Here is a 24,416-nt window from a genome sequence, read left to right on the forward strand (position 1 = left end):
AACCTCAGCGCGGAGTCAGGCGGCCTGCGAACTCGGCGAAGATCCGGGCATAGACGTCGCGCTTGAAGGGAACGATGCGCTGGATCAGATCGTCCGGGGCCATCCAGGCCCAGCGGCTGAATTCGGCGTGTTCGGTTTCAAGGTTCACATCGCTGTCGTCGCCATGAAAGCGCATCAGCACCCATTTCTGCCGCTGGCCGCAGAAGCGGCCCTGCCACATCCGGCCCAGAAGCTCGGGCGGCAGGTCGTAGCAGATCCAGCCCTCGGTCTCGGCCTCCACCTCGACCAGATGGGGGGACAGGCCGGTTTCCTCGCCCAGCTCGCGCAGCGCCGCCTCGCGCGGGGATTCGCCCGGATCGATGCCGCCCTGCGGCATCTGCCAGGCGTCGCCGGGGTTGTCGATGCGCTGGCCGGCGAAGACCAGCCCCTGATCGTTCACCAGCACCACCCCCGCGCAGGGTCGATAGGGCAGGCCGAGGGGGCCGGTCGCCTCCTCTCCCTTGTCGGTCACGCCGTCATCGCTCACGGGCGGGGCACCGGATGGTTCGCCGGGCGCGCCACCGGGGCGCCGGGGTTCTGGCCGGGCGCGGCGTCGGTCTGGTTGTCCACGGCGTCCGGCACGGGCTCGCCCGTGGTCGCGTCTTCGCCGGTCACGGCGGGTTTGGCCGCAGCCGGGACTTCGGACGCGCGATAGTTCACCGCCGCCAGACCCTTGAGGATGTCGATGGCGTAGGCGAGCTGATAGTCTTCCTCGCGCAGCTTGGCCGTCGCCTCCACCTGCTTGGCCTCTTCCTCGATCTGCTGCTTCATCTCGTCGCTGATCGAATCGTTGTTCAGCGCCCCGCGCAGGTCGCTTTCCGAGGTGTTGAAGTTCGACGCGCTGCGGGGCTTGTCGTCCTCATCCTCCTGCGGGCGGGCCGGGGGCTGCTGGACGATGATGTCGGGGTTGATCCCCAGCGCCTGGATGGACCGGCCCGAGGGCGTGTAGTAGCGCGCGGTGGTCAGGCGGATGGCGCTGTCGGATGTCACCGGCATCACCGTCTGGACCGAGCCCTTGCCGAAGCTCTTGGTGCCGACGACGATGGCGCGGCGGTGGTCCTGAAGCGCGCCGGTCACGATTTCGGACGCGCTGGCCGAACCGCCGTTGATGAGCACGACCATCGGCTTGCCCTGCGCCAGATCGCCCGGTTCCGCGTTCCAGCGTTCGCTGTCCTCGGGGTTGCGGCCGCGGGTCGAGGTGATCTCGCCCGCGTCGAGGAACGCGTCGGACACCAGCACCGCTTGATCCAGCAGCCCGCCGGGGTTGTTGCGCAGGTCGAGGACGAACCCCTCCACCTCGTCGATGCCGCCGGCTTCCTCGATCGCCTGATCCATCTGCGTCTGCAGGGTGGAATAGGTCTCGTCGTTGAAGGTGGACACGCGCAGGACGATGGTGTCGCCCTCGGTCCGGGTCTTGACCACCTGCAGCTTGATCGTGTCGCGCATGATCGTGATGTCGAAGGGCTCGCTTTCGCCCTCGCGCAGGATGGTGATGGTGATCTCGGACCCGACCGGGCCGCGCATCTTCTCGACCGCCTGATCCAGCGACAGGCCCATCAGCGATTCGCCGTCAACATGGCTGATATAGTCGCCCGCCTGCACACCCGCCTCGGCGGCGGGGGTGTCGTCGATGGGCGAGATGACCTTGACGAGCCCGTCTTCCTGCCCGACCTCGATCCCGAGGCCGCCGAAGCTGCCGCGGGTCTGGGTCTGCATGTCTTCGTAATCGGACGACGACAGGAACGAGGAATGCGGGTCCAGCGAGGTCAGCATCCCGTTGATCGCCGCCTCGATCAGGGTCTTGTCGTCCACCTGTTCCACATAGTCGCGGCGCACCCGTTCGAACACGCTGCCGAACAGGTCGAGTTCCTGATAGACGGAGGCATTGCGCCCGGATTCCTGCGCGATCAGCGGCCCGGCGAGCTGCGTCGTGACAAGAACCCCGGCCAGCGTGCCGGCGATCCCTGCTATCAGATAGTGCTTCATTCGGTTGTCCTGACCTGCTGAGCCTGCCCCACAACCGGATTCATCACGAACCAGTCGGCAGGGTCCAGTGTTTCCTTCCCGTGACGCAATTCAAGATACAGCGTCTCGGTCTGGCCCGCGATGCTGCCCGTCGCGGCGTTGGCCACGAAGGCGGGGCCGAATTCCGTGGCTGAGCCTTCCTGCCCGCCCATCAATCCCAGAGGCTCGCCGGCCGACAGGACGTCGCCGATCTCACCGAAAACCTGATCTAGTCCGGCGACGACCAGAAGATACCCGCGCGCGGGTTCAACGATCATCACGTTGCCGTAATCGAGCAGCGGCCCGCGATAGCGGATGGTCGCGGCCCATGGCGTCGTGACCAGCGCGGCGGGGGCGGTGGCGATGGTCAGGCCGGGGCGTTCGACCCCGGCCGCGTCGGGCTGGTTGTAGCCGCGCAGCACCGTGCCCATGACCGGCAGCGGCAGGCTGCTCTGCGCGCCCTCGAAATCCGCCATCGGGGCGCCGATGTCCTTTTCCATCCCCGCAATGCCGCTGGCAAAGGCGTCCAGCGTGTCGGCGGACTGGATCAGGGTGCGCACCTCCTCGGGCGCGTCGCCGAACCGGACCGGCAGGGACGAGCGGTCCGTCACCGCCGAGGCGAGCAGGCGCCGCGCCTCCTGCACCTGGCCGAGCCCTTCGGCCAGCGTGTTGGCGGCGCTGGTTTCCAGCGCCCGGACGGTCGCGATCTCGTCCAGATCGTCCTTGAGCTTGTCCGCCTCGTCCTGAAGCGCCGGGACGACCGAATGGAGGATCATGCCGGATCGCGCCGTGCTGGTCGGCCCGGCCGGGTGCAGCAGCAGCGCCGTTTCGGGCGAGCGCTGCATCGTCGTCATCACCCCCAGCACCCGGCCCAGCCGGTCGCGGCGGGCGTCGAACTGCTCGCGGATCTCGGCCTCGCGCAGGCCTGCGCGGCGCAGCCCGTCGCGCAGGGCGGCAAGGCCGATCTCGTAGGCGCGGATGATTTCCGTCAGCGCGACGACCTGATCGTCCTTGGTCAGCGCCTGATCCATCTGCCCCAGCGCCGAGCGCAGCTGCTCGGCCGCAAGCGCCGCGTCGCGCGCCGCCGCCTCGGCCGGATTGATCGGCTGGGCAGCAAGCGCCGGGGGCGTCGCCGCCAGCAGACCGGCGAGCAGGGCCGTAAGGACCGGACGCAGGATCATGCGCGGCGGATCAGCGAATGGCCGGTCATCTGCTCCGGCGGCTCGATGCCCATCAGCTCCAGCACCGTCGGCGCGACATCGGCCAAGCGCCCGTCGATCACACCGGCGCCCGCCGGGCCGCCATAGACGATCACCGGCACCGGGTTGGTGGTGTGGGCGGTGTGCGGGCCGCCGGTTTCCGGGTCGATCATCGTCTCGCAGTTGCCGTGGTCGGCGATGATGACCGCCGCGCCGCCCGCGCGGTCCAGCGCCGCCAGCATCAGGCCCACGCCGTCATCCACCGCCTCGCAGGCGCGGATGGCGGCGGACAGGCTGCCGGTATGGCCGACCATGTCGGGATTGGCGAAGTTCACCACGATCAGGTCGTAGCCCGCCCCGATCGCGCCGACGAGCCGCTCGGCCACCTCGGGCTCGGACATCTCGGGTTGCAGGTCGTAGGTGGCGACCTTCGGACTGGCCGGCATGAAGCGGTCCTCGCCCGGCTCGGGCGCCTCGCGGCCGCCGTTCAGGAAGAAGGTGACATGGGGATATTTCTCGGTCTCGGCGATGTGGAACTGACGCAGCCCGCGCAGCGAGACCCAGTGCGCGAGCGTGTTCTCCACCACCTGCTTGGGATAGGCGGCGGCAATGAATTCGCTGTGGCGGGCCGAGTAGTCCACCATCCCCAGCACGGCGGACCAGCGGGGGCGGCTGGCTGTGGGGAAGGCGGTGAAATCGGGATCGGCCAGCGCCGCCATGATCTCGCGCGCGCGGTCGGCGCGGAAGTTGAGGCAGAAGACGCCGTCGCCGTCCTTCGCCCCGGCATAGCCCGAAAGCACGGTGGGCTGGATGAACTCGTCGGTCTCGCCGCGGGCATAGGCGGCGCTGACAGCCTCGGCAGCATTCGGCGCGGTCAGCCCCTCGGCGCGGACGATGGCGGCATAGGCGCGGCTGACCCGGTCCCAGCGGTTATCGCGGTCCATCGCGAAATAACGGCCGATCACGGTGCCGATCCGGGCCCCTTGGGGCAGGGCGGCCTGTAGTGCGGCAATGAACCCCGGCGCCGATTGCGGCGGCACATCGCGCCCGTCAGTGATCGCGTGGACCACGACCGGCACCCCCCGTTCGGTCATCGCGCGGCAGGCGGCGACGATGTGGCTGACATGGCCGTGAACGCCCCCGTCCGAGACGACGCCCAGCAGATGCGCCGTCCCGTCCGCCGCCGAGACGCGATCCGCGAAGCCGGCAATCTCGGGGTTCTGGAAGAAGCTGCCATCCTCGATGGCGAGGTCGATCTGGCCCAGATCCATCGCCACGACCCGGCCCGCGCCGATATTCATGTGCCCGACCTCGGAATTGCCCATCTGCCCGCGCGGCAGGCCGACATCGGGGCCATAGGTGATGAGCGTGGCGTGCGGGCACTCGGCCAGCAGCCGGTCCATGTTCGGCGTGCGGGCCTGATCGGGCGCGCTCTGCTCCGGCCGGTCCGAGATGCCCCAGCCGTCGAGGATGCACAGAACGACGGGTTTCGGAGCGGTCATCGCATGGCCTTTCGCGGAAGGGGCCGGATTTCGCCGGTCGCGGGTTTTTACGCGCACCCGTCGCAGGGGGCAAGCGTGGGGGCAAGCACGTCGCCGTGGACGCGGGCCGGACTTGGGCTTAGGTTCGCCGCATGAGAATCCTCTTTCTTGGCGATGTGATGGGCCGTTCGGGCCGCCGGGCGATCACCGACCGGCTGGCTGCGCTCAAGGCCAGCCTCAAGGCCGATTTCACGATCGTGAACGGCGAGAATGCAAGCGGCGGCATGGGCCTGACCGCCGCCCATGCGAAACTTCTGCTGGACGCCGGGGCCGACTGCCTGACGCTCGGCGACCACGCCTTCGACCAGAAGGACATGCTGTCCTTCATCGACACCGAGCCGCGCGTCCTGCGCCCCCTGAACTACGCGCGCGAGGCGCCGGGGCGGGGCTTTCGGGTGTTTTCGGACGCGCGCGGGCGCAAGGTGCTGGTGCTGCAGGCGCTGGGGCAGGTGTTCATGAAGCGCCCCTTCGACGATCCCTTCAGCGCCGTCGACGCGGTGCTGCGCGCCCATCCGCCCGGCGGCATGGTGCAGGCCGCCGTGCTGGACATCCACGCCGAGGCGACCAGCGAGAAGATGGCGATGGGTCATTACTGCGACGGCCGCGCGAGCCTCGTGGTGGGCACCCACACCCATGTCCCGACCGCCGACACCCAGATCCTGCCGCGCGGCACCGCCTATCAGTCCGACGCGGGGATGTGCGGCGATTACGACAGCGTCATCGGCATGGACAAGGCCGAGCCGATGCGCCGCTTCCTGACCGGCATGGGCCGCGACCGCTTCACCCCCGCCGAGGGCGAGGCGACGCTGTCCGGCGTGCTGGTCACGACCGACGACCGCACCGGCCTTGCGACGGCGGTCGAGGCGCTGCGCGACGGCGGACGGCTGGTGCCGACGCATGGGATCAAGGGCTGACGCCGCGCTGATGCACGGCCTCGCATCGGCGGAAGCGGCCCGCTCCAACCCCCTCCGACTTGCGCCGGACGGGTTTTTCCGGCACCTCCGCCCCGGCGGCAGACGCGCAGAGGTTGCATACGCATGTTCGGTTTCGCACTGACCGGCCAATCGGCCGCCATCGCCGTGCTGGTCATCATCGCCATCACCTTCGTCCTGTTCGTGCGGGAAAAGCAGCCGCCCGAGGTCGTCGCCATCGGCGCTGCCGCGCTGATGCTGGCGCTGGGGCTGCTGCCCCATCGGGACGCGGCGGCGGTGCTGTCGAACTCGGCCCCGTGGACCATCGCCTTCATGTTCATCATCATGGGCGGCCTGCTGCGGACCGGCGCGCTCGAGGCGCTGTCGCGTCAGGTGGCGAACCGCGCCGATACCCAGCCGGTGCTGACGATCTGCGTGCTGTTCGCCTTCGTCGCGGTCGCCTCGGGGATCATGAACAACACGCCGGTCGTCGCCGTGATGATCCCCATCGTCATCCAGGTCGCGGCGCGTGCCAATATCTCGCCCAGCAAGCTGCTGATCCCGCTGAGCTACTTCACCGTCATGGGCGGGATGCTGACGCTGATCGGCACCTCGACCAACCTGCTGGTGGACGGGGTCGTGCAGGACCGGGGGATGCAGCCCTTCGGCATCTTCGACATCCTGCCGGTGGGCGTCGCGGTGACGCTGGCCGGGGGCGCCTTCATGGCGCTGGTCGGCCACCGCCTGCTGCCCGACCGGGCCAGCCTGTCCGGGTTCCTGACCAACCGCGCCGAGATGAAGTATTTCACCGAGGTCGCCATCCCCGAGGACAGCAGCATCGTCGGCATGAACGTCAATGACGTGAAGATGTTCAAGCGCGACGCGGTGCGGGTGATCGACGTGCTGCGGGGCGACGCCTCGCTGCGCCGCGACATGGCGAATGTCGTGCTGGAGCCGGGCGACCGCGTGGTGCTGCGTTCGGAAATGGCCGACCTGCTGGAGATGCAGAAGAACAAGGACCTGCGGGCGCTCGACAAGCTGTCCTCGGTCCAGACCACCACGGTCGAGGTGCTGATCTCGCCCGGCGCCCGGATGATCGGCCGGCGGCTGGGGGACCTGCGCCTGCGGCGGCGCTATGGCGTCTATCCCATCGCCGCGCATCGCCGGAACCAGAACTTCGGCCGCCAGCTCGAGGATCTGGAGATCCGCGTCGGCGACACCCTGCTGCTGGAAGGCGCGCCCGAGGATATCGCCCGGCTGGTGTCCGACATGGACCTGACCGGCGTGACGCATCCCACGACCAAGCCGTTCCGCCGCCGCCACGCCCCCATCGCGATCGGGGCGCTGCTGTTCGTCGTCGTGCTGGCGGCGCTCGACCTCGCCCCGATCATGGCGCTGGCCTTCGTGGCGGCGGCCGTGATCCTGCTGACCAGCTGCGTCGATCCCGACGAAGCGTTCGATTTCGTCGAGGCGCGGCTGCTCGCCATGATCTTCGCCATGCTCGCGATCGGCGCGGCGCTGGAGCATACCGGCGCTGTCGAGCTGATCGTGGACGCGGTGGCGCCGTGGATGCAGGGAATGTCGCCCTTCTGGACGCTGGTCTGCGTCTATTTCCTCGGGCTCGCGCTGACCGAGGTGCTGTCGAACAACGCCGTCGCCGTCATCCTCACCCCCATCGCCATCGAGCTTGCGCTGCAGCTTGGCCATGACCCCCGCGCCTTCGTGGTGGCGGTGATGTTCTCGGCCTCGGTCGCCTTTGCGACGCCGATCGGCTATCAGACGCACATGATGGTCTATGGCCCCGGCGGCTACCGCTTCAGCGACTTCCTGCGGATCGGCATTCCGATGGACATCGTGACGGGCATCGTCGCCTGCCTAACGATCCCGCTGTTCTGGCCGCTGTAGTCAGGCGTCCATCGCGCTGCGCACCGCCGCCTCGGCCTGCGCGGCAAGGCGCTTGCGGTCCTGCCCCGCGACCGGGATCGGCGGGTGCAGCGTGACGGTGACGCTGCCCTGACGCGGCTGGGCCAAGACCGCCAGCAGATGCGGGCCCAGATCCATGTCGCCCCACCAGCCATAGAAGCGCGGATCGCGCCCCGGCGGCGCGTGATAGCTGGCGGTGACCGGCTGGACCGCCAGCCCCTCGGGCAAAGCGGGATCGAGGAATCCCTGAAACAGCGTCGGCTTGAACGGCAGGACCCGGCGGCCGTCGGTGCTGGTGCCTTCGGGAAAGAACAGCAGCCGGTGACCGGCGGCTGTGCGGGCGGCGAACTCGGCGGCCTGCTGGCGGGCGAGGCGCGGGTCGCGGGCGACGAAATGGGTGTTGGTGACGCGGGTCAGGATGTTGATGCCGGGCCAGCCCGCCACCTCGGCCTTGCTGACGAAGAACACCGGCATCGCCGCGTTCAGAACGAGGATGTCGAGCCAGCTGGAATGGTTGGCGACCACCGTGCCCGGCCCGCGCATGGGCCGCCCGATGCGCCGCCAGCCGATCCCCATGCACCACAGGCTCAACCGGCAGACGCCCTGCACCCACGGCCCGGTGACGGGGCGGCGCGGGCCGGCGGCCAGCCGCTCACCCGCGCGCAGCGGCAGAAGCAGCAGGACACCGATCAGCAGGACCGAAACGACCGCCGCCCCCCGCAGCGCCACCAGCACCCAGCCGGCCGGCCCGATCCGGGGCAGGGGCGGAGGGGTTCCGCCGCGCCACGTGGCCTCGCGCCCGGTATAGCTGGCGGCCTCGGGCGAGGGCGGGGTCATGCGCTCTGGCCGCGGCCTTCGTAGAACCGGCGGTGGCGACCCGACATCGCCTGGGTGTCCATCAGCAGCAGCACGTCAGTCGTGTTGAACGCCCGGTCCACGAAGGCGCCTTCGCCCACGACCCCGCCGAGCCGCAGATAGGCCTTGATCAGCGGCGGCATCGCCAGCAGCGCCTCGCGCCGGTCCAGACCGGCTTCCGGGATCAGGTCCATGCGCTGATAACCTTCGGGCAGGGCGACGGGGCGGATCGCCTCGGGCGCGAGGTGGTGGTGATGCAGCCACGACAGCGCCGGAGCGAGGGGCGCCGGGTCGGTGCCGTGGAAACTGGCGACCCCGAACAGAACCTCCAGCCCGCGGTTCAGCACATAGTCGGCCAGCGCGTTCCACATCAGGAACATGCCCGAGCCGCCCCGATAATCGGCATCCATGCAGGACCGGCCCAGTTCGACCAGCGTGCGGCCCGAGGCCTTCAGCCGAGTCAGGTCGTATTCGGAATCGCAGTAAAAACGGCCGAACGCGTGGCCCCGGTCGCCCGGCAGGAGGCGATAGACGCCGACGACATGATCCAGCGCCGCCGGATCGCGGCGGGTGTCCACCAGCACAAGGTGATCGACAATGGGGTCGAATTCGTCCCGTTCGAGCCGGTTCTGGTGGTCGACCAGCGGGCCGTCGCCGCCCAGCTCCTCGACGAAGACGCGGTAGCGCAGGCGCTGCGCGGCGAGCAGGTCGGCCTCGTTGGCCGCAAGGCGGATCTCGAACCACGAGGCGTCGGGCGTCATGTGCTCTGTCCCTTGTGGTGGAGGATGAGGGTTGTCTAGGGTCCGCGCGGCTTCCGTGCAACCCGGCTGATTTTCGCTCATCACGGGAACATGACTCCCGCTTGACGTAACCGGGGGTTGCATTATGGTTCAGTTCATGCCGGCTCCGCCATCCACCAGTTCCAGCCTGACCCGCGACCCGTCGATGACCTGCTTTCCGGCATCGGCGAAGGCGACGACGATGCGGTCGCCCACGCGGGACTGGACCTGCCCGACGCCCCAGTCGGGCGCGCCGGGGTGACGGACCATCATTCCAGGTTCCAGGATTTCATTCATGACGATTTTCCCCCTGCTTCCCGTCTGCCCGCGCGGCTGCCCTCAGGCTAGCCGGTGATGGATTGCACGACCAGTCCGGCCCTGCCGGCCATCGCCGCCGAACGGCTCGCCGCGCTCGTCGCCTCGCGGCTGTGCCATGACCTCGTCTCGCCGCTGGGCGCGATCGGCAACGGGGTCGAGCTGATCGAGATGGGGGGGCCGCCCGCCCCCGGCCCCTCGCCGGAGCTGCAACTGATCGCCGACAGTGTCGAGGCGGCGCGGGCGCGGATCCGCGTGTTCCGCGTGGCCTTCGGCCATACCGCGCCGGACCAGCGCCTGTCCGTGGGCGACCTGCGGAACCTGCTGCGCGACATCGGCAGCGGCGGCGGCGCGGGCGGGCGGCTGCAAGTGCAGCTCGACGCCGAGGGGGACCTGCCGCGCGGCGAGGCGCGGATGATCCTGCTGGCGGTGATGTGCCTGGAAACGGCGCTGCCATGGGGCGGGCGGGTGCTGATCTGCCGCGGCGCGCAGGGCTGGCGTCTGGTGGCCGAGGCCGCCCGCACCCGCCCGGCGCCGCATCTCTGGGCGTGGCTGCAACCGGGCCGCTCGCATCTGGAGGAGCCTTCCGCCCCCGAGGTGCAGTTCGCGCTGCTCGCCGCCCATGCACTGGCCGCGGGGCGCCCGCTGGCGGGCGAGCTGGACGAGAGCGGGGCGGAGATTTCGTTCTGAGGGGGCGTCTGAGAGGGGCGGGGCGCTCATCGGGACAGTCGAGCCCGCAGCGCACCCATTCGCCGCGAGATGGGCCGGCACGAGGGCGTCCGTTGATATGGGCGGAAGGGAGCTCCCGTCTTTCCCGCAGGAGGCGGTCTGTCGCGCGTCCGGTCAGTAGCCAGTAACGCCACCGCCGACTTCACGACCTGCCCGCGATACCCGCCCGGTTCGCCCAAAGCGGACCGGGACGCGCCCGCCCGCCCCTTGGCGGGCGCGTTCGCGCCCACCCGTGCGGACGCGTCCTTCCGTCGCGCAGGCTTTGCCGAACCGCCCGAAAACGGGCTTGTGGCCCGTTTTCTTCAGCGGCGTTGATTATAGGTGGCGATGGGTCCGAAGCGATCGGTGCCTCCGTCACCAGCCGCTCAGGCCCGAACTGCCCCGTCGCCCGTCACCAGATACTTGAAGCTCGTCAGCTGCTCCGCGCCCACCGGTCCGCGGGCATGGATCTTGCCCGTGGCGATGCCGATTTCCGCGCCCATCCCGAACTCGCCGCCATCCGCGAACTGGGTCGAGGCGTTCCGCATCAGGATCGCGGAATCAAGCTCGCGGAAGAACCGCTCGGCGGCGGCGTCATTCTCGGTCAGGATCGACTCGGTGTGGCCGGAACTGTAGCGGCGGATATGGCCGATCGCGCCCTCCACCCCGTCCACCAGCTTCACGGCGATGATGCTGTCCAGGAACTCGTGGCCGAAATCTTCGGGGGTGGCCGGGACGGTGCCGGGGATATTCGCCAGCTCGCCCTCGGCCCGGACCTCGACGCCGGCGTTCAGCAGGTCGCGGATCAGCACGTCGCCGTGCCTGCTGTAGAACTCCCGGTCGATCAGCAGGCACTCGGCCGCGCCGCAGATACCGGTGCGGCGGGTCTTGGCGTTCAGCACCACGCGCCGGGCCTTTTCCAGATCGGCGTCGCGGTCGGCATAGACGTGGCAGATCCCCTCCAGATGGGCGAAGACCGGCACCCGCGCCTCGGCCTGCACAAGGCTGACAAGCCCCTTGCCGCCGCGCGGAATAATGACGTCGATCAGCCCCTGCGCCCGCAGCATCGCCGTCACGGCCGCGCGGTCGCCGGTCGGCACCATCTGGATCGCCGCCTCGGGCAGCCCCGCCTGGCGCAGCCCCTCGGCCATGCAGGACAGGATCGCCGCCGAGGAATGCAGCGAATCCGATCCGCCGCGCAGGATCACCGCGTTGCCCGACTTCACCGCCAGCGCGCCCGCATCGGCGGTCACGTTCGGGCGGCTTTCATAGATCACGCCCAGCACCCCCAGCGGGGTCGAGACGCGGCGGATATGCAGCCCGGTCGGGCGGTCCCATTCGGCCAGCACCCGGCCGACCGGATCGGGCTGCTCGGCCACCGCCCGCAGCCCGTCCGCGATGCCGCGCACCCGCCCCGAATCCAGCCGCAGCCGGTCCACCATCGCGAGGGGCAGGCCCTTCCGCTCGGCATTGACCAGATCCTCGGCATTGGCGTGGAGGATCTGCGCCTCGCGCTCGACCAGAAGCTGCGCGGCGCCGATCAGGGCGGCGTGCTTGCGCTCGGCCGAGGCGACGCTGAGCGAGGCGGCCGCCTCGCGCGCGCGGGCGCCCATGCGGGCGATCAGCTCGTCGGCGGTCAGGGTTTCAATCCCGTTCGAGGTGTCGTCCATCATCGCGTTCTCATCCTGTGGGGCGCCGTCATCCGCCGGTTCGCGCGGGGCGCTCGAACCTGGCGGCAACATAGTCGCTGCGCGTGGCGGCGGCCAGCGCCCGTGTCTGGGGGCATCCGTGAGGGCGCAATATACGAGGAAAAGGGGGGGAAGGTGCAGGATTCTGTTGCCAGGCTCCTGCGGGCCCCGCCTTACGCTGCTAGGCGGAAGGGCTTAGGTTTCGGTTACCCGAGCTGCTTACGCAGCCAGAGCGACCGGAGCACGGTTGTCGTTGGCAACTGTACTTTTCGCACCGATAACGGTGGTAGCTCACCGAGACAAAGCTAACAGCTTTAGACGTTCGTCGATCCTGTTTCGGCCCCATGTGCCCCCAACGAGGGAGTTTGGTGGAGCCGCCGGGTACCGCCCCCGGGTCCGATCCGGTTATTACCTGCGCGTTTATGTCCATAGTCCGGGCGAACCCGGACACAGCCAATCTAGGAAGCCGCGGGGCGGCTGACAAGGGTTATCTCGGGGACCGTCTCGCGGCTTCGGGGCAGGACCGGTACACGGCGCGGTGAGGAAACGAACCCGGCTCCGGCGCGTTGAAGGGCGCTGACCATGAACGAAGGATAGATCACGATGCGTTCCCTTGTCCTGCCGCTCGCCCTGATGATGCCGCTGGCAGCGGTGGCCGCGCCCCCCGCCGACGACGCGCCGAGGCTGTCGCAGATCGCCGCGACGGTCGAGGCCGAGCTGGGCGACGACCTGCATTATGTCGAAAGCATCGAATGGGATAATGACGGCTACTGGGAAGTCGAATACCGCACCCGCGACGGCCGCGAGGTCGAGGTGGACATCGACCCGATGACCGGCCGCCCGCGCTGATCCGGCACAGGGGCTGAACGGAAGGGGCCGCGCAGGAAGCGCGGCCCCTTCACCTTCTGCGAGTCACCTGTCGCGCGGCGCGGTCAGGCCTTGCGCCAGTCGATCACGACCTGCGTCTGGGTCACGATGGCGGCGGGCTTGCCGTCCCCGCGCGAGATCGTCGTCTGCCACACCATCGTCGTGCGGCCCCGGTGAAGCGGCACGCAGCGCGCCGTCGCCTTGTCGCCCACGCGGATCGGACGCAGGAAGTTGGTCTTGCTTTCCAGCGTCGTGGTGGACTTGCCCGGAGGCAGGTTGATGATCGTCGCGGTGCCGCCGATATTGTCGGCCAGCGCCATGATCGCGCCGCCATGCATGACGCCGTTGCGGTTGGCCAGTTCGGGCGTCACCTCCATCTCGGCCACCAGCTCGTCCTTCTGGACAGAGATCATTCGGAAGCCCAGCAGATGCGCAAAGGCGGGCTGGTCGAAGGCGATGCGTTCCTGTTCGTCGCGATCCATATGTGGGTCCCGGTCCGGGGCCGGCCCCTACACGAGCCGGCCGGGTTTCGTCAGCGCGCCGCCTGGCTTGCGTTGAAGTAGTCGTAGGGCAGCTCGGCGATCCGCATCCACTGCTGCTGCTTCAGCCAGTAGGCCGACCACTGCTCATAGACCTTGCGGAAGTTGTCGTTCGACTGCGCGTATTCGTCATACAGCTTGCGCGATTCCGCGAAGGCGGCGGCCAGAACGTCGTCGGGGAAGGCATGGACCTGCGCGCCCGCCTGCACCAGCCGCAGCAGCGCGTCGGGGTTGCCGTTGTCGTATTTGGCGATGCAGTGGGTCATCGTCTCGGCGCAGGCGGCCTCCAGCGCGGCTTGGAAATGCGCGGGCAGGGCGTTCCAGCGGTCGAGGTTGACGTAAAGGCCGACGTTCGCCGTGCCCTCCCACCAGCCGGGATAGTAGTAATGCGGGGCGACGCGCTGGAAGCCCAGCTTCTCGTCGTCCAGCGGCCCCGAGAATTCGGCCGCGTCGATGGTGCCGCGTTCCAGCGCGGCGTAGATGTCGCCGCCCGCGATCTGCTGCGGGACGACGCCCAGCCGCGACAGGATCGTGCCGCCCAGCCCCGCGATCCGCAGCTTGAGGCCGTTGAGGTCCGCCACGGACGTGATCTGCTTGCGATACCAGCCGCCCATCTGCGCGCCGGTGTTGCCCGCCGGAATGGTGCGGACGTTGAACGGAGCCATGAACTCGTTCATCAGCTCCAGCCCGCCGCCGTAATGCAGCCAGGCGATCGTCTGCCGGGTGTTCAGGCCGAAGGGCAGCGAGGTGTCGAAGCCCCAGGTCGGGTCCTTGCCGATGTTGTAGCTGCCCAGCGTGTGCGCGCACTCCACCGTGCCGTCGGTCACGGCGTCCAGTGCCTGAAGCCCCGGCACCAGCTCGCCCGCCGCGAAGGGCTGGATGGTGAAGCCCCCATCCGTCATTTCGGCGATGCGGCGCGAGAGCTGGTCGGAAATGCCGTAGAGCGTCTCGAGGCTTTTCGGATAGCTCGAGGTCAGGCGCCAGCTGACGGTGGGCTGGGCCTGCGCCAGCGCGGGGGCGGCCAGCATCGTGGCGGCAGAGCCGACTGCGGCGGTGGACAGGAAGTCGCGACGTTTCATGGTATCTTCTTTCGGGTGAGGCAGTCGGAAAGGGGCGGGGCCGACCGGCCGCGCCCCGCCTGTGTCAGAAAGGACGGATCAGAACCCGGCCTTGATCTTCTCGAACTCGGCAAGCTGACGCTCGCGCTGCGCCGGGTCGTTCGGGGTCTGGGCCAGCAGCGGCACGTCCACCTCGCTGAGGCCGGCCTGCACGCGCGGGTCGTCCTTCACCAGATCCATCCCGGCGTTGGTGGTGTGGCCGTAGCCGACGACATCCAGCACGCCCTGCGCGGCCGACGGGTCCAGCCAGGCGTTGATGAAGTCGTAGGTCTTGTCCTCGCTGCCGGGCCCGTTCTTGAGGTTGATGAACCCGCAGAAGAAGGTCGAGCTGCCCTCGGCCGGTTCGCGCTGGAAGCCGATGGGGAAGTTTTCTTCGGCAAGCTGGGTCGGGCTGTCGTTCCACGACCACGCCACGTCCACCCCGCCAGACGCCATCATCTGGTTCAGCGAGGCCGGGTCGGTCCAGTAGGCCTGCACGTTCTGATGCGCCTGCCGCAGCCAGTCGGCGGCGGCGTTGAACTGCTCGTCCGTGACCTCGGTCCAGTCGGTCGTGCCGGTCGCGAGATACCCCAGCGCCCAGACGTCATCGGCTGAATCGGGCAGGCTGGTGCGGCCCTGATAGGCGGGGTTGACGAAGACGTTCAGGCTCGCCACGTCCTCGGCGGGGACGTTCTCGGTGTTGTAGGCGATGGCGGTCGCGCCCCAGTCGGTCGGGATGTACCAGACGCCCTCATCGTCCTGGAAGATTTCGGAATCGAGGAAGCGGGGGGCAATGTCGGCGAAGTTCGGGATGCGCGAGGTGTCCCACGGGTCGATCAGCCCGGCGTCGCGGTATTTCGACACCATCTGGCTGCACGGATGGGCGACATCCGCGCGAAAGCCCGAGGCGAGCTTCTGATACGCCTCGTCGTCGTCGCCATAGAAGGCAAAGGTGGGCACGTCGCCATGCTGGTCGATGTATTTCTGGAAGATGCGCGGGTCTTCGAAGCCGGACCAGTCGAAGACGGTCAGCTCGGCGTCGGCGGCCAGCGCGGGGGTCGTCATCAGGGCCAGCAGCATGGCCGTCGAGCGCAGGTAGGTCATGGGTCGTTCCCCTCCAAGGTTTGGGCGGAACGCTAACCGCGCCGGGCGCTTGGCGGCAAGATGGCAAATCGACGGTAAGGGGCGGGAGCGCGCGTGTTCCGGGCGCCGCCAGCGATGTCAACCGATTTTCTTTGTTTTCGGGGGTGATTCGTGTTACAAGACTTCCACATTTGTTCTGGGGCGAGGTGGTTTTTGCTGCGTCGTCCCAATCAGACTGCCCGGTCCGCCGTCTGCCCGGTGGACTAACAACAAGCTCAACGGACCCGGGGCGGGGCGACCCGTCCGGGTTTTTTTGCGCCCGCCCTCCGGGGCGCCTGGAAGGAAGCTCGATGTCGAAGACCAAGAAGAATGAATTCCGTCCCGATGATTTCGTCGTCTATCCGGCGCATGGCGTCGGCCGTATCGTGTCGATCGAAGAGCAGGAAGTTGCCGGCCTGCGTCTGGAAATGTTCGTGATCTCGTTCGAAAAGGACAAGATGACCCTGCGCGTTCCGACCGCGCGCGCGACCGCGATCGGGATGCGGGGCCTCGCCTCGCCCGATCTGGTGGACCGCGCGCTGGAGACGCTGAAGGGCAAGGCCCGCGTCAAGCGCGCGATGTGGTCGCGCCGGGCGCAGGAGTATGAGCAGAAGATCAACTCGGGCGATCTGCTGTCGATCGCGGAAGTCGTGCGCGACCTGCATCGCAGCGACGACCAGCGCGAGCAGAGCTATTCCGAGCGTCAGCTTTACGAAGCCGCGCTGGACCGCCTGACCCGCGAAGTCGCCGCCGTCAGCGGCATCGACGAGGGCGGGGCGCAGAAGAAGGTGGAATCGGTCCTGACCTCGCGCGTCGCAGCCTGAGCCGCCGCCGTTTGAATTGAAAAGGCCCGCCTCGCGCGGGCCTTTTGCGTTGCTGGGCGATGCCGGGCCGGGATCACACCAGCCGCGCCATGATCCGTGCCCAGCTTCGCGCCCCACGGGAGAAGCTTTCGACGTTGTATTTCTCGTTCGGGGAATGGATGCGGTCGTCGTCGCGGCCGAAGCCGATCAGCATCGTGTCCATGCCGAGGATCGTCTGGAAATCCCCCGCGATGGGGATCGAGCCGCCCGCGCCGATGAACGCCGCCTCACGGCCCCATTCCTCACTCAGCGCCTCCTTCGCCGCGGCGAAGGCCGGGTCGGATATGTCCATGCGGCTGGCGGGCGAGTTGCCGTGGCCGATGAATTCGACGGTGCAATCCTCGGGGACGAAGCGGCGGACATGCTCGCGCAGCGCCGCGCGGATGCGGTCCGGGTCCTGCCCGGCGACCAGGCGGCAGCTGACCTTCGCGCGGGCCTCGGCGGGCAGGACGGTCTTGAATCCCTCGCCCGCATAGCCGCCGGCGATGCCGTTGATCTCGAACGTCGGGCGCGACCAGACCATCTCCAGCCCCGAGCGGCCCTTTTCACCGATGGGCTGCTTGAGGCCCACGCGGGACAGGAATTCCTCGGTGTCGAAGCCCAGATCGTCCCAGTCGGCGCGAAGCTGGTTCGTCAGCTCCTCGACGCCATCGTAGAAGCCGGGCAGGGTGATGCGCCCCTCGGCGTCCTTCACGGCGGCCAGCGCGTTCGCCAGCACCTGCACGGGGTTCGCGGCAAGGCCCCCGAAGCTGCCCGAATGCAGGTCGCGGTCGGCGGCGCGGATCACGATCTCCTCGCCCATCAGGCCGCGAAGCTGGGTCGTGATCGCGGGCCGCCCGTCCGAATAAAGCGAGGTGTCGCAGATCAGCGCGAGGTCCGCGCGCAGCTCGTCCTCGTTCGCCGTCAGGAACGGCTGCAGGCTGGGCGAGCCGGATTCTTCCTCGCCCTCGAACAGCAGCGTCAGGCCGTCAGGGACGCGGCCATGCACGGCCTTCCACGCCCGCATCGCCTCGACGAAGGTCATCAGCTGGCCCTTGTCGTCGCAGGCGCCGCGGCCGCGGATCACCGGGCCGTCGGGCGTATCCTCGATGGCCGGATCGAAGGGATCCCGGTCCCACAGATGCAGCGGATCGACCGGCTGGACGTCGTAATGGCCGTAGAACAGGATCTTGCGCCTCCCGCCCGGCGCGGAGTGGGCGACCACCATCGGCTGCCCCGCCGTCTCGCGCACCGCGGCATCGAATCCCAGCCCTGCCAACTGATCGCGCAGCCATTCCGCCGCGCGGCGGGTGTCGGCATCATGGGCCGGATCGGTCCCGACCGAGGGGATGCGGATGAACTCCTTCAGCCGCTCCAGCGCCTCGGACAGGCCCGCGTCCAGGCTGGCCAGAACCCTGCCCAATGCCTTGTCATCCTTCATCGTGCCGGCCTTTCCCTAGTCGTTTCATCAGGTTCTTCTGCGCCCAAAGGTCGCATGAATCGCCCGAGGGGCTGTCAAACGCGGACCGTTCGGCTTATCAAGTCCAGAAGCTTTGCGGCCGGACGATGGCCGCACCCAGCCAGATACGCAAGGGAACGCTCATGGATTACGAAGCCGCTCTGGATCTCGCGCTTGGCCGGCTGCACGAGGAAGGCCGCTACCGCACCTTCATCGACATCGAGCGCCGCAAGGGCCATTTCCCGCAGGCCATCTGGACCCGCCCGGACGGCACGGAACAGGAAATCACCGTCTGGTGCGGCAACGACTACCTGGGGATGGGTCAGCACCCGGCGGTGCTGGGCGCCATGCACGAGGCGCTTGACGCGACCGGCGCCGGATCGGGCGGGACGCGCAACATCTCGGGCACCACGGTCTATCACAAGCGGCTGGAGGCGGAACTCGCCGATCTGCACGGCAAGGAAGCGGCGCTGGTCTTTTCCTCGGCCTACACCGCCAATGACGGCACGCTGTCCACGCTGCGCAAGCTGTTCCCCGGCCTCATCATCTATTCGGACGAGCTGAACCACGCCTCGATGATCGAGGGGATCAAGCGTTTCGACGGCGCCAAGCGCATCTTCCGCCACAACGACGTGGACCACCTGCGCGAGCTGCTGGAAGCCGACGATCCGGCGCTGCCCAAGCTGATCGCCTTCGAGTCGATCTATTCGATGGATGGCGATTTCGGCCCGATCGAGGCGGTCTGCGACCTGGCGGCCGAGTTCAACGCCCTGACCTATCTGGACGAGGTCCACGCGGTCGGCATGTACGGCCCCCGCGGCGGCGGCGTGGCCGAGCGGGACGGGCTGATGGACCGCATCGACATCTTCAACGGAACGCTGGGCAAGGCGTTCGGGGTCTTCGGCGGCTATATCGCCGCCTCGGCGAAGATGTGCGACGCGGTGCGCAGCTATGCGCCGGGCTTCATCTTCACCACCTCGCTGCCGCCGGTGATCGCCGCCGGGGCGGCGGCCTCCATCGCGTTCCTCAAGACGCCCGAGGGGCAGGTGCTGCGGGACGCGCAGCAGACCAACGCCCGCATCCTCAAGATGCGGCTGCGCGGGCTGGGCCTGCCGATCGACGACCGGGGCACGCATATCGTGCCGGTCCATGTCGGCGATCCGGTCCACTGCAAGATGCTGTCGGACCTGCTGCTGGACGAGTTCGGCATCTACGTCCAGCCGATCAACTTCCCCACCGTTCCGCGCGGGACCGAGCGGCTGCGCTTCACGCCATCGCCGGTGCATGATCCCAAGCAGATCGACCGGCTGGTGCTGGCGATGGATGCGCTCTGGTCACGCTGTGCGCTGAATCGCGCCCACGCGGTCGCCTGACCCCAAAATCAACGGGTGCCGTCCTCGCGGACCCGTGATAAGATTTCCTCAATCAAAACGTGCCAGATTCGCGTTAAAGCGGTAGTGGCAAACTCTTCGAGTATTGGGGCAGGCGCAGATGATCGGCATGCGGACGGAACGTCCGGCCAACGACAATTCTTCCGAGGTGCGGTCAGCGCCCCGGTTCGACGATTTCGAGATGCGGCTGGGCGATGTGATGCGCGGGGAACGCGCGACGCTGGGCAAGTCGCTGCTGGACGTGCAGCGCGAGTTGCGCATCCGCGCGAGCTATGTCGCCGCGATCGAGAATTGCGACGTCTCGGCCTTCGACGCGCCCAGCTTCATCGCCGGCTATGTCCGCTCCTACGCCAAGTATCTGGGCATGGACCCGGACTGGACCTTCCGTCACTTCTGCGAGGAATCGGGCTTTCAGCCGGTGCATGGCATGGCCCCCGCCGCCTCCGGTCCCAAGCCACAGCGCCGCCCCGCCGATCCGGCCGAGGCGCTGGCCAATCCCAAGGCGCTGTTCATCCCCCAGCCGGAAAGCTTCTGGTCGGGGATCGAGCCGCGGGCCATCGGCTCGATCGCCGTGATGGTCGCGCTGGCGGTCGGGCTCGGCTATGGCGGCTGGTCGGTCCTGCAGGAGGTGCAGAAGGTCCGGCTGACCCCTTCGGACCAGTCGCCGGGCATCGTCGCCGCGCTGGACCCCGTGCAGGAGATGCAGGCCCCCGAGCTGTCGCAGGACCTGGCCGCCATCGACCTGCCGCAGCCCGAGGCGCTGGACCGCATCTATCGCCCGCAGGCGCTGGAAGTGCCGGTGATGACGCCGCGCGACGGGCCCATCGCCGCCATCGATCCCGGCCTGCCCGACCCGATGGAGGAGGCGATCCAGACCGCACTGGCGGCGACGCCTGCCCCCGATGCGGCGGCGATGGCGCATGGCCCGCAACTGCCGGCGGGGCAGGACCAGGCGGTCCGCACCGTCGCGGCGGACGCGGCCGAACTGGAACTGCTCGCCGTGCGTCCCGCCTGGGTGCGCGTCAGCAGCGCCGATGGCACGGTGATCCTGGAAAAGACGATGGACGCGGGTGAGCGGTTCACCCTGCCCAAGCTGGAGCAGCCGCCGGTCCTGCGGGCGGGCAACTCCGGCGCGGTCTATTTCGCGGTCAGCGGCCAGACCTACGGCCCGGCGGCCCCCGGCGCGCAGGTGGTGAAGAACATCGAACTGTCCCCCGCCGCCCTGACCGAACGCTTCGCCGCCGCAGATCTCACCTCGGACCCGGAACTGGCGCAGATGGTGGCGCTGGCCTCGGCCGCGCCGCTGATCGGCGAGCCGGAGGAGGCAGGCGCGGGCGGCGCGGCCCCGCCGACGCCGCGGCCGGGGGGCTGACACCAGACCCACGCTCAAGGCCGCGCTCAAGGCCATGCTCACGGGGATTCGCTTGGCGCGGCGGTTGCCCCGCCGTGCCTGTCGGCTTATCTGGGGGCCAGCAGCAAAAGGCACGAGGCGCATGAGCCACAATCCCATCCGTCCCTGGCGCAACATCGACCGTCGCAAGTCGCGGCGGATCATGGTGGGTAATGTTCCGGTCGGGGGCGACGCGCCGATCAGCGTGCAGACGATGACGAACACCGATTCGTCGGACGTGCGCGCGACGCTGGCGCAGGTGATCCAGGCCGCCGACGCGGGCGCCGATATCGTCCGCATCTCGACCCCCGACGAGGGCTCGACTCGCGCCCTGCGCGAGATCACGCGGGAAAGCCCGGTGCCGATCGTCGCGGACATCCATTTCCACTACCGCCGCGCCATCGAGGCCGCCGAGGCCGGCGCCGCCTGCCTGCGGATCAACCCCGGCAATATCGGCGAGCCGTCCCGCGTGCGCGAGGTCATCAAGGCCGCGCGCGATCACGGCTGTTCGATCCGCATCGGCGTCAACGCCGGCAGCTTGGAGCGGCACCTGCTGGAGAAATACGGCGAGCCGTGCCCCGACGCGATGGTGGAAAGCGGCCTCGACCACATCAAGCTGCTGCAGGACAACGACTTCCACGAGTTCAAGATCAGCGTGAAGGCGTCCGACGTGTTCCTCGCCGCCGCCGCCTATCAGGCGCTGGCCGAGGCGACGGACGCGCCGATCCATCTGGGCATCACCGAGGCGGGCGGCCTGCGCGGCGGCACCGTGAAATCCGCCGTCGGCATGGGCAACCTGCTGTGGTCCGGCATCGGCGACACGATCCGCGTGTCGCTGTCGGCCGATCCGGTGGAAGAGGTGAAGGTCGGCTACGAGATCCTGAAGTCGCTCGGCCTGCGCACGCGCGGGGTGCAGATCATCTCCTGCCCGTCCTGCGCGCGGCAGGGCTTCGATGTCATCAAGACGGTCGAGGCGCTGGAGCAGCGGCTGGAACACATCAAGGTGCCGATGAGCCTGTCGATCATCGGCTGCGTGGTGAACGGGCCGGGCGAGGCGCTGATGACCGATCTCGGCTTCACCGGCGGCGGCGCGGGCAGCGGCATGGTCTACATGGCCGGCAAGCAGAGCCACAAGATGAGCAACGCCCAGATGATCGACCATATCGTCGAACTGGTCGAGCAGCGGGCCGAGGCGTTGGCGAGCGCCGAGGAGCCCTCAGCGCCGGAATTGGCCCGCGCGGAAGGCTGACGCCGACCAGATCGCCAGCGCCGTCCAGATCATGGCGAAGGCGATCATGTACCAGCGGGTGAACACCTCGCCGAAGATCACCACCGCGCACAGGAATTGCAGCGTCGGGTTCAGATAGCCGATCAGCCCCACCGTCGCCATGTCCACCGACCGGGCGGCGCGGGCGAACAGCATCAGCGGAATGGCCGTCATCGGCCCGCACATGACCAGCAGGACGCTCGTCCACAGGTCGGACCCGAACGCGCCGCTGCCAAGGCCGGGCAGCAGCCCCAGATGCACCAGCGCCAGCCAGCCGAGCGCCAGCGGCGCCAGCACCGCGACCTCGGCCGTCACCGACTGCACCGACCCCAGCGGCAGCGCCTTCTTGATGACGCCGTAGAAGCCGAAGGTCACGGCGATGATGAGACTGATCCACGGCGCCGCCCCCAGCCCGAGGGTCAGCACCACGACGGCCGACGTCGCCAGCGCGACCGCAAGCTTCTGGAGCGGCCGCAGCCGCTCGTGGAACAGCGCCACGCCGAAGAGGACGGCGACCAGCGGATAGATGTAGTAGCCGATCGAGGATTCGACGACATGGCCGTTCTGGACCGACCAGATGAACACGCCCCAGTTGGCCGAGATCATCACCGCCGCCAGCATGACCCGGTGCAGATGGGGTGGACCCAGCGCCTCGCGCAGCCGGTGCAGCCTGCCCTGCACCGCCAGCACCCCGGCGAACAGGACCAGCGACCAGATCGTGCGGTGGGCAAGCACCTCGGGCGGGGGAACGTGGCGCAGCAGGTAGTAGAAGACCGGCGAGGTGCCCCAGATCACGCAGACGCCGATCATGGACAGAATGCCCCTCGTCCGCTCGGTCACGTGTCGCTCTCCGTCTCTGCCCGCCGCCCGCCATGCGCCCGATCCGCGCGTTCCGCAAGGGTGGCGGGGGAGGGCGGGAAGCGGACATGAAAAGACCCGCCCGCGGCTGCGGACGGGTCTGATGCGGAACCGCGGAGGGAATCACATGCGGCGGGCGACGTCTTCCCAGTTCACGAGGTGGTTCAGGAAGTTTTCCAGATACTTGGGACGCACGTTGCGGAAGTCGATGTAGTAGGAATGTTCCCACACGTCGCAGCCCAGCATGGCGGTCTGGCCGTGGCACAGCGGGTTCACGCCGTTCTCGGTCTTGGTGACTTCCAGCTTGCCGTCGGCGCCCTTGACCAGCCACGCCCAGCCCGAGCCGAACTGGCCGACCCCGGCCTCGGTGAACTTCTTCTTGAAGTCATCGACCGAGCCGAAGCTGTCCTTCAGCGCCTTTTCCAGCTCGCCGGGCATGGCGCCCGATTTCGGCGACATCATCTGCCAGAACTGCGCGTGGTTCCAGTGTTGGCTGGCGTTGTTGAAGATGCCGTTCTGGGCCACGGCGCCCTTTTGATAGGTGCCCTTGACGATGTCTTCCAGGCTGGCGTTCTCCCACTCGGTGCCCTTCACCAGCTCGTTCAGCTTGTCCACGTACGCCTTGTGGTGCTTGTCGTGGTGGTATTCCAAGGTTTCCTTGGACATGCCGTTCGCCGCCAGCGCGTCGTGGGCATAGGGAAGGTCGGGAAGCTCGAAGGCCATGTCATTTTCCTTTCGGATCAAGATGAAGGGTAATGTCAGCTAGTCCACCCGAATGGGTGGCGCGGCTCGCACCCAAACGCAACCCCCGCGCCGGCAGTTCCCTCCGCCGGGGCGCGACGGGCGCATTGGCAAAGGGGCGATCCGGTGTGTAGAAGGGGCGGGAAAAAGGTTCCGGGGACCGCATGGCCAATCAGAATGACAGCTTCATCGACGAGGTGACCGAGGATCTGCGCCGCGATCGGCTGTTCACGCTGATGCGGCGCTTCGGCTGGATCGTGGTCCTGCTGATCGTGCTGCTGGTCGCCGCGTCGGCCTGGCGCGAATATGCCGGGAACCGGGCCGCGACGCGCGCGCAGGCCTTCGGCGACGCCGTGATCGCGGCGCAGTCGCAGGCCGAGGCGGCGGCGCAGGCCGAGGCGCTGGCGGCCATCGATCCGCTGAACTCCGCCGGGCGGGCGATGGTCCGCGACCTGCTGACCGCCGGGGCCGAGGTCGAGGCGGGGCAGGGGGCCGAGGCGGGCCAGCGGCTTGCCGCCGCTGCCGAGACGGCCGATGGCGACGAGGTGGTGATGGCGCATCTCGCCTCGCTCAAGTCGGTGCTGGCGCAGGGCGAGGCGATGGACCCGCCCACGCGCGACGCGGTTCTGGCGACGCTCAGCGCGCCCGGCGCCCCGTTCGAGCTGCTGGCGCTGGAGCTGAAGGCTGTGGCCCTGATCGACGCGGGCCGCCCCGACGACGCCATCGCCCTGATCCGGCAGATCCAGCTCAAGGATGGGCTGACCGAGACGATGCGCCGGCGACTGTCCGAAATGCTCATCACCCTTGGCGTCGATCCCCAGCCCGAAGCGGACCTGCCCGGCAACGTGCCGGCGACGCTGCCGGCCGGCTGATCCGACCCT

The 24,416-nt window shown here is 68.6% G+C and carries 23 protein-coding genes and 1 other RNA gene; 9 read left to right on the plus strand and 15 right to left on the minus strand.

From position 1 onward, the window contains the following. Positions 1-4: 4 nt before the first annotated feature. The 4 genes from KTN05_RS00150 to gpmI are packed head-to-tail and all read right to left on the minus strand — an operon-like array spanning position 5 to position 4,744. Positions 5-511 carry an RNA pyrophosphohydrolase gene (locus KTN05_RS00150; RefSeq protein WP_217327353.1) on the minus strand — a complete coding sequence of 169 codons (507 nt, stop codon included), beginning with the start codon at positions 509-511 and terminating at the stop codon, positions 5-7. Positions 512-522: 11 nt separating this feature from the next. Beyond that, positions 523-2,025, minus strand: coding sequence for a S41 family peptidase (locus KTN05_RS00155; protein WP_217327354.1), 1,503 nt, complete (start codon positions 2,023-2,025; stop codon positions 523-525). Then, on the minus strand, positions 2,022-3,224 hold the full coding sequence (locus KTN05_RS00160; RefSeq protein ID WP_254367867.1) for a murein hydrolase activator EnvC: 1,203 nt from the start codon (positions 3,222-3,224) through the stop codon (positions 2,022-2,024). Before KTN05_RS00160 ends, KTN05_RS00155 begins: the two co-directional genes overlap by 4 nt. Continuing rightward, a complete protein-coding gene (gene gpmI / locus KTN05_RS00165) occupies positions 3,221-4,744 on the minus strand; it encodes a 2,3-bisphosphoglycerate-independent phosphoglycerate mutase (protein WP_217327355.1) in 1,524 nt (507 codons plus the stop codon). The genes KTN05_RS00160 and gpmI overlap by 4 nt, the downstream gene beginning before the upstream one ends. A gap of 131 nt (positions 4,745-4,875) precedes the next feature. Between gpmI and KTN05_RS00170 the strand changes: the two genes are divergently transcribed. Further along, a complete protein-coding gene (locus tag KTN05_RS00170; protein ID WP_217327356.1) occupies positions 4,876-5,697 on the plus strand; it encodes a TIGR00282 family metallophosphoesterase in 822 nt (273 codons plus the stop codon). Positions 5,698-5,820: 123 nt separating this feature from the next. Further along, on the plus strand, positions 5,821-7,599 hold the full coding sequence (locus tag KTN05_RS00175) for an SLC13 family permease (protein WP_217327357.1): 1,779 nt from the start codon (positions 5,821-5,823) through the stop codon (positions 7,597-7,599). Here KTN05_RS00175 and KTN05_RS00180 read toward each other — a convergent pair whose 3' ends face one another. The 3 genes from KTN05_RS00180 to KTN05_RS00190 all read right to left on the minus strand — a co-directional run bounded on the left by KTN05_RS00180 (position 7,600) and on the right by KTN05_RS00190 (position 9,548). Further along, a complete protein-coding gene (locus KTN05_RS00180) occupies positions 7,600-8,454 on the minus strand; it encodes a 1-acyl-sn-glycerol-3-phosphate acyltransferase (protein WP_217327358.1) in 855 nt (284 codons plus the stop codon). It lies immediately after the preceding gene. Then, positions 8,451-9,233 carry a GNAT family N-acetyltransferase gene (locus KTN05_RS00185; RefSeq protein ID WP_217327359.1) on the minus strand — a complete coding sequence of 261 codons (783 nt, stop codon included), beginning with the start codon at positions 9,231-9,233 and terminating at the stop codon, positions 8,451-8,453. Before KTN05_RS00185 ends, KTN05_RS00180 begins: the two co-directional genes overlap by 4 nt. Before the next feature lie 129 nt (positions 9,234-9,362). After that, complete coding sequence (locus KTN05_RS00190; RefSeq protein WP_217327360.1) at positions 9,363-9,548, minus strand: DUF3553 domain-containing protein; 186 nt, start codon at positions 9,546-9,548, stop codon at positions 9,363-9,365. Between the two features lie 57 nt (positions 9,549-9,605). Between KTN05_RS00190 and KTN05_RS00195 the strand changes: the two genes are divergently transcribed. Next, positions 9,606-10,256 carry a histidine phosphotransferase family protein gene (locus tag KTN05_RS00195; RefSeq protein ID WP_217327361.1) on the plus strand — a complete coding sequence of 217 codons (651 nt, stop codon included), beginning with the start codon at positions 9,606-9,608 and terminating at the stop codon, positions 10,254-10,256. Positions 10,257-10,660: 404 nt separating this feature from the next. Here KTN05_RS00195 and KTN05_RS00200 read toward each other — a convergent pair whose 3' ends face one another. Together KTN05_RS00200 and ssrA are read right to left on the minus strand one after the other, a co-directional pair. After that, entirely contained in the window at positions 10,661-11,944 is a 1,284-nt protein-coding gene (locus KTN05_RS00200; RefSeq protein WP_217327583.1) for a glutamate-5-semialdehyde dehydrogenase, read from the minus strand. A gap of 152 nt (positions 11,945-12,096) precedes the next feature. Continuing rightward, positions 12,097-12,450: a transfer-messenger RNA gene (ssrA, locus tag KTN05_RS00205) on the minus strand. A 115-nt stretch (positions 12,451-12,565) separates the two neighbouring features. Between ssrA and KTN05_RS00210 the strand changes: the two genes are divergently transcribed. Then, on the plus strand, positions 12,566-12,811 hold the full coding sequence (locus tag KTN05_RS00210; protein ID WP_217327362.1) for a PepSY domain-containing protein: 246 nt from the start codon (positions 12,566-12,568) through the stop codon (positions 12,809-12,811). A gap of 83 nt (positions 12,812-12,894) precedes the next feature. On the opposite strand, the gene KTN05_RS00215 is transcribed toward KTN05_RS00210, so the two are convergent. The 3 genes from KTN05_RS00215 to KTN05_RS00225 form a co-directional block, all read right to left on the minus strand. After that, positions 12,895-13,311, minus strand: a complete 417-nt coding sequence (locus KTN05_RS00215; protein WP_217327363.1) for a PaaI family thioesterase — start codon at positions 13,309-13,311, stop codon at positions 12,895-12,897. Positions 13,312-13,361: 50 nt separating this feature from the next. After that, entirely contained in the window at positions 13,362-14,447 is a 1,086-nt protein-coding gene (locus KTN05_RS00220; protein WP_217327364.1) for a TRAP transporter substrate-binding protein, read from the minus strand. Positions 14,448-14,525: 78 nt separating this feature from the next. Further along, positions 14,526-15,569 (minus strand): extracellular solute-binding protein, encoded by a 1,044-nt coding sequence (locus tag KTN05_RS00225; protein WP_217327365.1) that lies wholly within the window; start codon positions 15,567-15,569, stop codon positions 14,526-14,528. 329 nt (positions 15,570-15,898) lie between these two features. Here KTN05_RS00225 and KTN05_RS00230 point away from each other — a divergent pair, with 329 nt between their 5' ends. After that, positions 15,899-16,411: a CarD family transcriptional regulator gene (locus KTN05_RS00230; protein WP_217327366.1), complete on the plus strand. Its 513-nt coding sequence runs from the start codon at positions 15,899-15,901 to the stop codon at positions 16,409-16,411. A gap of 73 nt (positions 16,412-16,484) precedes the next feature. Here the strand turns inward: KTN05_RS00230 and KTN05_RS00235 are convergent, their stop codons facing one another. Then, positions 16,485-17,870 carry a dipeptidase gene (locus tag KTN05_RS00235; RefSeq protein ID WP_217327367.1) on the minus strand — a complete coding sequence of 462 codons (1,386 nt, stop codon included), beginning with the start codon at positions 17,868-17,870 and terminating at the stop codon, positions 16,485-16,487. Between the two features lie 161 nt (positions 17,871-18,031). Between KTN05_RS00235 and hemA the strand changes: the two genes are divergently transcribed. The 3 genes from hemA (at position 18,032) to ispG (ending at position 21,918) form a co-directional block, all read left to right on the plus strand. After that, on the plus strand, positions 18,032-19,261 hold the full coding sequence (gene hemA / locus KTN05_RS00240; RefSeq protein WP_217327368.1) for a 5-aminolevulinate synthase: 1,230 nt from the start codon (positions 18,032-18,034) through the stop codon (positions 19,259-19,261). 118 nt (positions 19,262-19,379) lie between these two features. Further along, complete coding sequence (locus tag KTN05_RS00245; protein ID WP_217327369.1) at positions 19,380-20,651, plus strand: helix-turn-helix domain-containing protein; 1,272 nt, start codon at positions 19,380-19,382, stop codon at positions 20,649-20,651. Positions 20,652-20,772: 121 nt separating this feature from the next. After that, complete coding sequence (gene ispG / locus KTN05_RS00250; protein ID WP_217327370.1) at positions 20,773-21,918, plus strand: flavodoxin-dependent (E)-4-hydroxy-3-methylbut-2-enyl-diphosphate synthase; 1,146 nt, start codon at positions 20,773-20,775, stop codon at positions 21,916-21,918. On the opposite strand, the gene rarD is transcribed toward ispG, so the two are convergent. After that, positions 21,886-22,776, minus strand: coding sequence for an EamA family transporter RarD (gene rarD, locus KTN05_RS00255; RefSeq protein ID WP_217327371.1), 891 nt, complete (start codon positions 22,774-22,776; stop codon positions 21,886-21,888). The two genes, ispG and rarD, sit on opposite strands and share 33 nt — an antisense overlap. 141 nt (positions 22,777-22,917) lie before the next feature. After that, complete coding sequence (locus KTN05_RS00260; RefSeq protein WP_217327372.1) at positions 22,918-23,517, minus strand: superoxide dismutase; 600 nt, start codon at positions 23,515-23,517, stop codon at positions 22,918-22,920. A gap of 182 nt (positions 23,518-23,699) precedes the next feature. On the opposite strand from KTN05_RS00260, the gene KTN05_RS00265 reads away from it, so the two are divergent. Beyond that, entirely contained in the window at positions 23,700-24,407 is a 708-nt protein-coding gene (locus KTN05_RS00265) for a tetratricopeptide repeat protein (protein WP_217327373.1), read from the plus strand. Positions 24,408-24,416 lie beyond the last annotated feature (9 nt).

The organism is Paracoccus sp. Z118 (assembly GCF_019061185.1).
Taxonomy (GTDB): Bacteria; Pseudomonadota; Alphaproteobacteria; order Rhodobacterales; family Rhodobacteraceae; genus Paracoccus.